Source organism: Ornithinibacillus sp. 4-3 (assembly GCF_040958695.1).
Lineage (GTDB): Bacteria > Bacillota > Bacilli > Bacillales > Amphibacillaceae > CALAMD01.
The window spans coordinates 3598924-3610564 of sequence record NZ_CP162599.1 but is presented as its reverse complement, the minus strand read 5'-3'; the positions used below and the strand labels follow the sequence as shown (position 1 = coordinate 3610564).

Below are 11641 nucleotides of genomic sequence, written 5' to 3'. Positions count from 1 at the left end.
AACTAGCCTAGAAATAGACTTGCAAATCTATCTCTAGGCTAGTTTTTAAGTTTAATCCACTACAATATAAGTAGCTTTAATTGGTCCGTGCACACCTACTATTAGCTTCATCTCAATATCAGCACTGTTACTAGGCCCCGTTACAAGACTTAAGCAGGATGGTACGTCTTTTCCTGTTTTCAGTCCTTCATGTACCTGTTTTGTTGCTTGAGTAAGCCTTGGCACAATACTTTCTTTTGGAATGATTGCAATAAAGGTTTGTGGTAATAAGCTAATGGATCTTCCGTTATTTTTATCATTGTATAAGCCAACGGTTCCAGATTCAGCTAATGTAATGTCACTAAAGTTAATTCCAACATTAGCTCTTTCTGCAATAACTTGGTTTTTCTTTCCAATTGCTTCATCCCAAATGTGAACTTTTGTACCATTCATTTCTAAGGCATCATAAAAGGAATGTAAATCATATGCTTCATGACGTGGATCATTTGCTAGAATAATTGACTTTCCTTGATAGTTGGCAATCGTTTCTTGTAAGACAGCTGCTAGACCTTCTTTTGTGGTCCGTTTAAAATCTGTATGGATGACCTTACATTGCTCTTCTAGTACATTAATTAATTCTTCTGTGGAAGCATCAGCAAGTACTTTCTTTTGTGGCTGTAAGCTCCATTCAGGTTTAACTACACCTTCTGTTCGGCGAGGGCGACGTAATTTATGTGCAATATTATCTAAAAATGCTTCTCGATGATGGATAGTCATTATCGCTTCACATCCTTTTCTCGATTTTTAAACCAAGAGCGGAAGGATGTTTTACTTGGTGCTGGGAAGTCTCTCGTGTTTGTCCATTCTTTTAATGGTCCTGGTCCATTTTTAATCGTTTCCTTCGAGGACCAAGGCTTTAATGCTGTGCGTGCCATTTTCGCGCTTAATTTATATGCCGCCGGAGTGGATGCCCATTTCGCAAAGCCTTTCATCATAAATTCTTCTGCTTTATCTGACATGCCTTTTTCCACCATAACCTGTCGATGACGAATTAAATGCTCGTGAAGTGGAATTTTCACTGGGCATGCTTCTGTACATGCACCGCAAAGGGTAGAAGCATACGGAAGTTCTCCATGATCCTCATATCCATCTAATAATGGGGTTAATACCGCACCAATTGGCCCTGGATAAATTGATCCATATGCATGTCCACCAACCTGACGATAGATTGGACAAATATTAATACATGCACCACAACGAATACAATGAAGAATGGATTGGAATTCCGTTCCTAGAATATCGGAGCGTCCATTATCTACAATGACTAAGTGATAATCACTTGGGCCATCTATTTCTCCATCAAGACGAGGGCCCGTAAGAGAAGTAATATAGCTAGTCAACTTTTGCCCTACAGCAGAGCGAGTAAGTAGACTTACTAAGACATCAAGCTCTTCCCAGCTTGGTACAATACGTTCCATTCCCATTACTGTAATTTGTGTATCTGGTAAAGTGGTAACTAAGCGTGCGTTCCCTTCATTAGTTACAAGCGTTGTTGTCCCAGATTCGGCAACTGCGAAGTTACAGCCAGTAATACCAATATCTGCAGAAAGAAAATCCTTACGCAATTGTTCACGTGCAAATAAACCTAATTCTTCTGGTTCAGCTGACTTCGTATAACCGCGTTTTTCAGTGAATGTTTTTTGGATTTGTTTACTGTCCATATGCAGGGCAGGTGCAACAATATGTGAAGGCGGATCTTCATCTAGCTGCAAAATCCATTCTCCTAAGTCTGTTTCAATTACTTCAGTGCCTATCTCTTCTAATGCTTTATTCAAACCAATTTCTTCTGTTACCATTGATTTTGATTTTGCTACTTTTTTTCCATTTTTGCTTTTAACGACGTTCTTAATATATTCATTTGCTTCTTCTGCTGTTTGAGCAAAGAAGACATTTCCACCACGTTTCGCAACATTATCTGTTAATTGCTGTAAGTAGTAGTCGAGATTTTCTAATGTGTGCTTTCGAATTTCTTCTCCTAAGGACCGCCATTGCTCCCAATCACCAAGTTCTTCTGCAGCGTCAGCTTTTCTCGTTCGAAAGCGAATTTGTGCAGAAGAAACAGCTTGTCGCATAAAATCATTTTCAATTCCTTCATGAATCCGTTCTTTATAAGGTTCGTTCCCAATTCGGATACTCATGCTTCCTTCACACCTCCTAGATGCGATGATTTAAAATTTGTGCGATATGCATTACTTTCACATTTTTTCCTTCGCGTTGCATGCGTCCACCAATATTCATTAAGCAGGAGACATCTCCGCCAACTAAATAATCTGCTTTTGTTTCACTAATATGCTGTGATTTTTCCTTTACCATTTCTGTTGAAATTTCAGCGTTTTTAACAGCAAATGTTCCGCCGAAACCACAGCAGTCCTCTCGAATCGGAAGCTCTACAAACTCTACACCAGGTATTTGTTTTAGCAACTGCTGAGGTGCTTGTTTTACGCCTAGAATCCTGGTCATATGGCAAGATGGATGATAAGTCACTTTACCAGTAAAGCTTGAGCCTACATCTGTTACACCAAGTACTTCTACAATAAATTGTGTTAGTTCATATGATTTTGCTGCTAGATCTTGTGCAGCTTTCTCCCACATAGGATCTCCTGAGAAAATTTTTGGATATTCACGTAGCATCCCGATACAAGAGCCAGAAGGCCCAACGACGTATGTAGAATCTTTAAAAGCTTCTATCATACTTTGCATGGCTTGCTTTGATTCTAATAAGTAACCGCTATTGTAAGCAGGCTGTCCACAACATGTTTGATTTACTGGAAAGTCTACCTCACAGCCTAGATGTTCTAATAATTCCACTGTATCTTTACCAACATCACTTGCAAAGATATCGCATACACAAGTAATAAAAAGAGAAACCTTCAAAATGCCACCCCCTAGAGTGATGATAAGCAGCTAAGCACGGCTTGCTGCATCCATGTTCCAATATTAAGTAAATAAAAAAACATCCTATTATAAAAATGATATTATAATAGGACACTTGGAAGCAAACTTTAGGACTGTAAAATTACATCCATAGCCATTTCCATATTTCTTTTGGTGTTGCGTTTTTTCCATATAGTAGAATACCTGTTTTGAAGATTTTCCCTGCTAGCTTCATTAATAACCATGCACTAAAGATAAGAATCACAATGGCGATAATGATTTCCACCCAAGGCCATTCCTCAAGCATTGTCAAGCGAACGAGCAAGATTGCTGGAGAGGTAAATGGAATATAGGACAGAATTTGTGCAACCACTCCACTCGGATTTGAAATAATTGGTGCAATGAAGAAAAACGGTATAAATGGTAGCATAAACAGCATTCCCTGGAAATTCCCTGATGTAGATGCATCCTCTACTGTAGCTCCAACTCCAACAAATAAAGAAGCAAAGACTAAGTAGCCGAGTAAAGCAATTAATAATAAAATAGCTAACTCAGGAACGAAGATATATTCAAGGATAGGTAATCCCGTTCTCCAAATAAGTACAGGGACAATCATCACAAGCCATATAAATACCTGCACAATTCCTAAAATAAAGTATCCGATAATTTTCCCTTGCATTAATTCATTTGGTGTAACAGAAGAAAGAACGATTTCTGCAATTTTATCCTTTTTCTCTTGTGAAGCACTTTGGAAAATCATCATTCCTGATATCACAATAGAAAAGAGGATTACACCAGCAAAGATGCCTGGTACAACACGCTCTAGAACATCTGATTCATCATCTGTAGAAAATCCGATGCTAAATCCACCCTCTGATTCACTACCTTCTACATTTTCAAATTGTAGTTGAAGTCCTTGTTCAATAGTAGCTAATTGTTCTTTCGTTAAATCAAGGTTTTGCAATTGTAGAACACGTAAGGGCTCAATAAACGCCTGTAATTGACCATCGAAATAATCTATCATGTTCTCGCTAGTGTAGACAGGAATAACACCTGAATCAAAAGCTTCTACAGTGATAGAAATATATGCTGTGTTTTCTGCTTCATTTAACTGTTCTTGAATGGCTTCATCTGTATCGTCAGTTTGTTGTATATCCCAGTCTGAAAAGGTTTCTTGTGTTGCTTGTTCTTGAAGCTGATCAAATACATTTAATTCATCTTTAACAAGGACGGTAACCTCGGCTGAATCTTCATCCGAATCACCAAATAAAGATGGAACAATCATAAAGAATAAGAAAATAACTGGAGTAATAAATAGTCCGATCAAAAAAGACTTATTCTTTAAATTTCGTTTTACTTCCCAATTTGCGATTTTCATAGAATTACGCATTATTTTTCACCTGCCTGCATAACTTGTTGTTTGCCAGAAGCAATATTAATGAAGATTTCATGTAAGGAAATTCGATCAATAGATAGTTCTTCAATCGTAATATCTTCAGGAATATGTTTAATCCAACTAGCAATATGAGCATCTTTTTCTAAGTAGATCGTACAAGCATTTCCTTCTGATTCTACACGTTCAACCTGTGGTAGCTGTTCGAAGTATTTTGCATCATGAGCTCCATGAATTGTACATTTGAAGTTGGCAAAATCTCTTTTGATTTTATCCATGGATCCATCAATGACCTTTTGTCCTTTATAAATAAGTAATAAACGATCACACATTTCTTCGACAAGATTCATTTGATGAGAAGAAAGTAAAATAGCTGTGCCGTTAGCTGCTAGCTGTTTAATTTCTGCTTTAAATAATTCCTGGCTCACAGGGTCAAGTCCAGAGAATGGTTCATCTAAAATTAGCAGTTCAGGTTCATGAATAATAGAGGCAATAAACTGTACCTTCTGTCCCATTCCTTTAGAGAGTTCTTCAATAGAAGCAGTATCTTTTCCTTTTAAATCAAATTTTTCTAGATAAGCAAGTGCTCTTTCCCGAGCTTTTGGGATAGGATAATCCTTTAAATTAGCTAAATGAAGTAAAATATCCATTACTTTTACATTTTTATATAAACCACGTTCTTCTGGTAAATATCCAATTTTATGGCGAGGGATTCCGTCTTCATGATGATTATGAAAGGTAACAGATCCCTCATCTGGATATAGGATACCCATGATATTGCGAATAGTTGTTGATTTTCCAGCACCGTTTGGACCTAAGATAGCCATAATCTCGCCTGCATGTACATCAAAGGAAATGTCTTGAAGCACCTTGGTTTCTTTGAAGGATTTACCGAGATTATTAACGGATAAAATTTTTGTCATAAATTCGTTCCTACCTTTCTGTTAATTCGTCTTTTCTTTTGGTATTAAAATAGCAATGATTTCCGCAAGTTCGAGTGTGTTCTTTTTCATGTAAGGAATGCTCTCTCTATGTAAGAAAGCTTCTGTTATGTGTGTATTATTGGTGATAATATACAAATCACCTCGAGCGACTTCGCCTGGAATAGGAGCTTCAGGAGGTTGGCTTGAGAACCAAAATTGCTGGTAACGTTCTGTTAGTTCTTCTTTATCAAAGTAACCAATTAGATTTCCTTGGTGCATAACTGCAATATAATCTGCAAGCTTACGAACTTCATCTACTTGATGGCTGGATATAATAACAATTTTCTCTCCTTTTTCTACCCAGTCTATTAAGTAATCAATAAAAATATTTTTGGAGGACATATCCATAAAAGAGGTTGGTTCGTCTAAAATAAGAATGCTTGCATTAGTTGCTATGGTTAAGGCAATCTGGAGCTTCTGTTGTTCACCAGGGGATAATTTACTATATTTCTCGTCCATATTGACTTCTAATAAATGGATGAGCTCGTAAAAGATTTCATCATCCCACCGTATGTAAGTTTGAGCAAATAAGCTTTTTAAATCCTTTCCAGTAAAGGGATCATAGCCGATCTGCGTTTGTGCTTGATAAGCAACATATTTCTTCCAGCCTTCATCATCTCCTTGCACAGGAACTCCCAAAATACGAATTTCTCCATCTGTTGGATGAACAAAATCCATAATCATCTTTAATAAGGTGCTTTTTCCTGAACCGTTATTTCCAACAAATGCAGCAATGGTTCCTGGTTCAATGTCTAAATGGATAGGACCTAGTATAAAATTAGACATTTGTTTTGATACATGTTTGATTTCTATCCATGTCATAGTGAATTCCTCCTTTCTTTATATGAGCTTGAACTAATTTTTCTGGTTATAAGCTTTTATTACTTTATGAAAAATATCCTCAATTTCTTCTAATGTATAATCGTATTGAAAAGCCGTTTCAACAGCTTCAACGATAATTCGATTTACTGTTTCAGTCTTTACTTTGCTCTTTAAATTTGCGTCAATTTCTTTCACAAAAGTTCCCTTCCCTTGCGATGTGCGAATAAAACCGCCTATTTCTAAGTTTTGATAGGCTCTTCTTATGGTAATTGCACTTATTTCTAAGTCTTTAGCGAGCACGCGTATGGACGGCAAGGGAGTGTTTGCAGGTAGTGTTCCACCTGCAATCAATGCCTGAATTTGTTTTTCAATTTGATGATAAATTGGCTCATGTGAGCTTTTGGACAAATGAATTGGCAGTTTCATACGATTTCACCCCCACTATTTAATAATAATCCGTGCCCCGCAACATTTTTTTCATTTCGTTATACCAATAGAAATAGCCAATGACTGCTAATAGAACAGAGATAATGATAGATAGTAGAGGCCAATTATTCGCAAATCTAATAGTCAGCATGATGATTCCCGTATTAAAAATTGCATAAATTAAGTAGAGAATGATGGCTCCAATAATAATCATACTAGTTATGTATATAAATGTTTTCATAGGTGAAGCTTCGTTTGTACCAGCATCACTAGCAGCGAAGATACCGCCAACATAAACGCTAAATGCAAACCAAATAATACAAAAGTTAATAAACGATTCCATTGGGAGTACGTCTTGCAATGCTGGGGTGAAAATATACATAGTGATTAAAATGATGCTCTGCATTGGAATAGCATATGCAAAATAGACAATAAACCTACTTTTAGCAATAACACTGCTTGTGATAGGAAGCTGCTTTAGTAAAACGACAGTAGGTGAATAGAAATTTTCTCCCTTTCCTTTTAATTGGAAAGCAGAAGCCCTTAGCCAAACAGTCATTGCTGAGAATAAAAGGATGAATAGTACATCACTAACAAAAAAAGGGCGTTTTAAATATTCTGGCATGGAAAAGACAAAGGAAAAACCCATAAAAATAGAAAAAATAACAACAAAAATAAATTTCCATTTAGATGCTTTTAGTTCAAATAGTGCAAAACGAAGTGCTTGACTCCAGTGTTCCATCAAACCACCTCCATAGTGATCATGTGTGTATATCATTATACACAGTATATCTGACTGGGCAAAAATATGTCAAATGATTTAATAAAATTTAGTTTAGATAGGCAATTTGGAGGTAAATAAAGCTTTTCGTTAATTTGTTGCATTTGTATTCTGATTCTATCTATTTTCATGTATAATAGAAGAACTTCAATTTTATTTATTAGTTATTTAAATTAGGAATTAAACAATTATAGGGGGACTACGGCATGAAAAGTCAGAGTATTCAAATTGATTTAACAAATGAAAGGAAAGAAAAGCCACCAGCTGATCAATTAGCATTTGGTAAAGTGTATACAGACCATATGTTTGTTATGGATTATACGGAAGGGCATGGTTGGCATGATGCCCGTATTGTTCCTTACCAACCGTTTACTATTGATCCGGCAGCAGTTGTATTCCATTATGGACAGACGATTTTTGAAGGGTTAAAGGCTTATGCGGGAGACAATGGCAAAGTACGTTTATTTAGACCAGAGCAAAATATGGCCAGGCTAAATCGTTCGGCAGAGCGTATGTGCATGCCTCAAATCGATGAAGAATTTGCATTAGAAGCTTTAAAAGAATTACTCCGTATTGAAAAGGACTGGGTACCTACTGCAGAAGGGACATCTCTTTATATTCGTCCATTCATGATTGCTACAGAGCCAACTTTAAGTGTAGATGCAGCTAAATCTTATAAATTTATGATCATTTTATCTCCAGTAGGATCCTATTATAAAGAAGGCATTGATCCAGTAAAAATTCTAGTTGAAAATCAATATGTTCGTGCCGTATTTGGTGGAACAGGTACAGCAAAGACTGCTGGTAACTATGCAGCAAGCTTAAAAGCACAAGAGCAAGCATCAGAGCTAGGCTACTCGCAAGTGTTATGGCTTGACGGGGTGGAGAAGAAATATGTGGAAGAGGTAGGAAGCATGAACATCTTCTTCAAAATCAATGGAGAGATTGTTACTCCAGCGTTAAACGGAAGTATTTTACATGGGATTACACGTGATTCCATTCTCAAACTGTTAAAACATTGGGATGTACCTGTTTCAGAACGTAGAATTTCTATGGAAGAGCTGAAACAAGCATCAGATAATGGCACTTTAGAAGAAGTATTTGGTGCGGGAACTGCCGCAGTAATTACACCTGTGGGCGAAATGAAATGGGAAGAAGAAAATATTATCATCAATGATAGAAAAACAGGAGAAATATCTAAGAAAGTTTATGATAATATTACAGGAATTCAGTTAGGAAAATTAGAAGATCCATTTGGTTGGATTGTAGAAGTTGAATAAATAGACAAAGATGAGCCTGAAATAAAAGGAGGACCTTAATTTTAAAGTGGATAATGTACAAATAAAGCGAAGTATATAGGTAGTATGGTTTAGTGCGTGATGTCCTAAATCCTACGAAGGATTCGCTTATATATTATACACCTGGGAAATTTAGGGAATAAATCCTTATGTTACAGGCTCATTTCATCTTGCTTTATCAAGTCTAATTACTCGTATTTTTTTATGTTTAATGGTAAAAAATAATTAGATGATTTCTTTGCTTTTGCATGTTTTGGATTAGCGAGGGTGGGACAAGATGAATGTACTTTTGATCGATGACGAGATGCTAGCATTAAATATTTTGGAAGAAGCATTAAATCATATAGGTGGAATAAAAATAATAGGCAAATCTACTTTGATTGATCAAGCATTGTTAGTGTTAAAGCAACAGGAAGTAGATGTTGTTTTTTTAGATGTGGCAATAGAAGGACAGAAGGGCTTATCTTTTGCTAGACAATTAACGGAAAAATATCCTCATGTTCAGCTTGTAGTTGTCACAGCACATACGGAGTTTGCTCTAGAAGCATTTGAAATAAATGTAAAAGATTATTTGAAAAAGCCTGTACAGCTAGAAAGATTAACTAAGACGATTAATCGAGTGAAGGAATACCAAGAGTTGCAGAGCATAGCTAGTGAACAGAAGATGCGAAAAAAAGAAAGGCTAAGGCTACAAACACTTGGCAGATTTCGTTTGCTAGATAAAAATAATGTCGAAGTGAAATGGCGAACACAAAAGGCTAGAGAATTACTTGCTTTTTTATGGCAACATCAACATCAAGATCAACCAATATATCGAGAAAACATTTTAGAATCACTATGGCCAAATATGGAGCCAGAACGGGCACAGACATTAATGCACACAACATTGTATCAACTGCGGCAAGTATTAAAAAAAGTAGGTTTCCCAAACGCAGTTATATTACAGAATGCACAGTATATATTACAGCTGCAATTAAGCAGTGATTTAGATGAGCTTCTTCTATTAATGAGTCAATCCTCGCCAGACACTACTACTGTAGTAAGAATAAAGGAATTATATGGGACTGAATATTTAGAATATGAAGCTTATAACTGGGCATGGGAAAGGAAAATTAATATTAGAAGAGAATTTTTACATTTTATGGAGAAATTTTTACCTGACATGGAACAAAATATTCAACAACAGCGTATAAAGGAACAATGCTTAGAAAGAATGCTTAAGCTAGAGCCATTTAATATCAACTATACAGAGCAATTACTTCATCATTATGGCCAAATGAACAATATGCATAAACTTGTCGAATGTTATCAAAAATCACGCTATTATTGGCTTCACGAATTTGAATTAGGCGTACCACAGCAGATTATTCGAGCATATGAGTATTATGTGAACTAAACTATTGTTCTCCAGGTAGCCAGTAAAACTTCTATTTTCAACCTACATCCTTATCGTATATTCCATTAAACTGCTATAAAATTAATTAAATGTGATGAAGAGACCATTATTCTTTCATTTAAAGGGTATTTCCCCGTATATCAATGGAAGCATGATGGTCTATTTATATACAAAAAATAAATGAATTATATATTCGGAATTTTCTTTATATCATTTATCATAAGAATACGGTATAATATATTTCGAGCATCGAAAGAAGGGAATATAAGTATGAGTACGCAAACACAGAAAAATACCCAGGCTGAAGCTACTTCTGAGAAAATATTAACACGAGATTTCATCTTGATTTGTGCAGCGAATTTTTTCATTTTTTTAGGATTTCAAATGACATTACCTACACTTCCATTATTTGTAAAGGAGCTTGGAGGTAGTGATCAATTAATTGGTCTTATTGTAGGAGTTTTCACATTTTCCGCTTTAGTATTACGCCCTTATGCAGGAAAGGCATTGGATACAAAGGGGCGTCGTTTCGTTTATATGTTTGGGATTGGAATTTTCATCTTATCGATTGGAACATACGCCTTTGTAACAAGTATTGTCTTATTGCTTCTTTTGCGAGTTGTTCAGGGGGCAGGCTGGGGATTTTCTACAACAGCTTCTGGAACAATTGCGACAGATTTAATTCCTCCAAGTCGTCGTGGCGAAGGTATGGGCTACTACGGAATGTCAGGAAACGTAGCAATGGCTATTGGTCCAGCATTAGGACTGACGTTAGTAGATAAAATATCATTTGCAAGTCTTTTTTTAATTTGTGCAGCTTGTGGTCTAACGACATTATTACTATCTTCAAAAATTCGATATAAAAAAGTGGAAGCATCACCACATCAATCAACAAATATTAAATTCGATTTCTTTGAAAAAACAGCAATACAACCATCTATTTTATTGATGTTTATCACAGCATGTTTTGGAGGAATCGCTTCCTTTTTACCTCTATATGCAGCAGAGAAATCAATTGATGGAATTGAATTTTACTTTTTAGTATATGCTGTTTCGGTTTTACTAGCTCGAACGTTCTCCGGTAAATTATACGATCGCAAAGGCCATCTCTATGTTTTTCCACCAGGAGCCTTTCTTATTTTATTAGCAATGATTTTATTAACATGGCTTCCAAATACATGGATGATGCTACTTGCTGCGATGATTTATGGAATTGGTTTCGGTAGTGTTCAGCCAGCATTACAGGCTTGGGCTGTAAGTAAGGCAGCCATGCATCGTAAAGGAATGGCAAACGCCACTTTTTTCTCTGCTTTTGACCTAGGGATCGGAATTGGTGCGATGACATTTGGGCAACTGGCTTATTGGTTTGGCTACCAATCGATTTATTTTGCATCATCAATTTCAATATTTATATCCATTTTATTTTATTTTTACTTCTATTACCGTGCAAAACAAGAAATTAATCGACGAGTGTTATAAATGGAATAAAAAGGTATAAGAGTTTCTAACAGACGATATACTAGATGGATAAATAGACAGTCTTTTTCACGTTCGATATAATGGAGGTTATTCAAAAAGTCCGGTGAAAGTGACGCATCGAACTTCTCGGTCCTTTTTGAACTCGATATA

11 protein-coding genes are annotated in these 11641 nt (G+C 36.1%); 3 read left to right on the top strand and 8 right to left on the bottom strand.

Annotated features, from left to right (window positions below):
- Window positions 1-51: 51 nt before the first annotated feature.
- The 8 genes from AB4Y30_RS17325 to AB4Y30_RS17290 form a co-directional block, all read right to left on the bottom strand.
- The gene (locus AB4Y30_RS17325) at window positions 52-756 is read right to left on the bottom strand and encodes a lactate utilization protein C (RefSeq protein WP_368653434.1); all 705 of its coding nucleotides are present in this window, start codon (window positions 754-756) and stop codon (window positions 52-54) included.
- Window positions 756-2177, bottom strand: a complete 1422-nt coding sequence (locus tag AB4Y30_RS17320) for a LutB/LldF family L-lactate oxidation iron-sulfur protein (RefSeq protein ID WP_368653433.1) — start codon at window positions 2175-2177, stop codon at window positions 756-758. The genes AB4Y30_RS17325 and AB4Y30_RS17320 overlap by 1 nt, the downstream gene beginning before the upstream one ends.
- 16 nt (window positions 2178-2193) lie before the next feature.
- A complete protein-coding gene (locus AB4Y30_RS17315; protein WP_368653432.1) occupies window positions 2194-2913 on the bottom strand; it encodes a (Fe-S)-binding protein in 720 nt (239 codons plus the stop codon).
- Window positions 2914-3055: 142 nt separating this feature from the next.
- Complete coding sequence (locus tag AB4Y30_RS17310) at window positions 3056-4303, bottom strand: ABC transporter permease (RefSeq protein ID WP_368653431.1); 1248 nt, start codon at window positions 4301-4303, stop codon at window positions 3056-3058.
- On the bottom strand, window positions 4303-5229 hold the full coding sequence (locus AB4Y30_RS17305) for an ABC transporter ATP-binding protein (RefSeq protein ID WP_368653430.1): 927 nt from the start codon (window positions 5227-5229) through the stop codon (window positions 4303-4305). Before AB4Y30_RS17305 ends, AB4Y30_RS17310 begins: the two co-directional genes overlap by 1 nt.
- A 21-nt stretch (window positions 5230-5250) precedes the next feature.
- On the bottom strand, window positions 5251-6111 hold the full coding sequence (locus tag AB4Y30_RS17300) for an ABC transporter ATP-binding protein (RefSeq protein ID WP_368653429.1): 861 nt from the start codon (window positions 6109-6111) through the stop codon (window positions 5251-5253).
- 33 nt (window positions 6112-6144) lie between these two features.
- A complete protein-coding gene (locus AB4Y30_RS17295) occupies window positions 6145-6537 on the bottom strand; it encodes a GntR family transcriptional regulator (RefSeq protein WP_368653428.1) in 393 nt (130 codons plus the stop codon).
- A 19-nt stretch (window positions 6538-6556) separates the two neighbouring features.
- Complete coding sequence (locus tag AB4Y30_RS17290) at window positions 6557-7279, bottom strand: hypothetical protein (RefSeq protein ID WP_368653427.1); 723 nt, start codon at window positions 7277-7279, stop codon at window positions 6557-6559.
- A 245-nt stretch (window positions 7280-7524) separates the two neighbouring features.
- On the opposite strand from AB4Y30_RS17290, the gene AB4Y30_RS17285 reads away from it, so the two are divergent.
- The 3 genes from AB4Y30_RS17285 to AB4Y30_RS17275 all read left to right on the top strand — a co-directional run bounded on the left by AB4Y30_RS17285 (window position 7525) and on the right by AB4Y30_RS17275 (window position 11491).
- Window positions 7525-8598 carry a branched-chain amino acid aminotransferase gene (locus AB4Y30_RS17285; protein WP_368653426.1) on the top strand — a complete coding sequence of 358 codons (1074 nt, stop codon included), beginning with the start codon at window positions 7525-7527 and terminating at the stop codon, window positions 8596-8598.
- A 295-nt stretch (window positions 8599-8893) separates the two neighbouring features.
- Window positions 8894-10012 carry a response regulator gene (locus AB4Y30_RS17280; protein WP_368653425.1) on the top strand — a complete coding sequence of 373 codons (1119 nt, stop codon included), beginning with the start codon at window positions 8894-8896 and terminating at the stop codon, window positions 10010-10012.
- Between the two features lie 180 nt (window positions 10013-10192).
- A complete protein-coding gene (locus AB4Y30_RS17275; RefSeq protein WP_368653424.1) occupies window positions 10193-11491 on the top strand; it encodes an MFS transporter in 1299 nt (432 codons plus the stop codon).
- The last annotated feature ends 150 nt before the right edge of the window (window positions 11492-11641 follow it).

What these genes read in the sequence shown, in the direction of transcription:
- AB4Y30_RS17305 (WP_368653430.1), bottom strand. Translation starts at nt 5,229, where the DNA reads ATGACAAAAATTTTATCCGTTAATAATCTCGGTAAATCCTTCAAAGAA.
- AB4Y30_RS17310 (WP_368653431.1), bottom strand. Translation starts at nt 4,303, where the DNA reads ATGCGTAATTCTATGAAAATCGCAAATTGGGAAGTAAAACGAAATTTA.
- AB4Y30_RS17275 (WP_368653424.1), top strand. Translation starts at nt 10,193, where the DNA reads ATGAATTATATATTCGGAATTTTCTTTATATCATTTATCATAAGAATA.
- AB4Y30_RS17290 (WP_368653427.1), bottom strand. Translation starts at nt 7,279, where the DNA reads ATGGAACACTGGAGTCAAGCACTTCGTTTTGCACTATTTGAACTAAAA.
- AB4Y30_RS17325 (WP_368653434.1), bottom strand. Translation starts at nt 756, where the DNA reads ATGACTATCCATCATCGAGAAGCATTTTTAGATAATATTGCACATAAA.
- AB4Y30_RS17320 (WP_368653433.1), bottom strand. Translation starts at nt 2,177, where the DNA reads ATGAGTATCCGAATTGGGAACGAACCTTATAAAGAACGGATTCATGAA.
- AB4Y30_RS17280 (WP_368653425.1), top strand. Translation starts at nt 8,894, where the DNA reads ATGAATGTACTTTTGATCGATGACGAGATGCTAGCATTAAATATTTTG.
- AB4Y30_RS17300 (WP_368653429.1), bottom strand. Translation starts at nt 6,111, where the DNA reads ATGACATGGATAGAAATCAAACATGTATCAAAACAAATGTCTAATTTT.
- AB4Y30_RS17295 (WP_368653428.1), bottom strand. Translation starts at nt 6,537, where the DNA reads ATGAAACTGCCAATTCATTTGTCCAAAAGCTCACATGAGCCAATTTAT.
- AB4Y30_RS17285 (WP_368653426.1), top strand. Translation starts at nt 7,525, where the DNA reads ATGAAAAGTCAGAGTATTCAAATTGATTTAACAAATGAAAGGAAAGAA.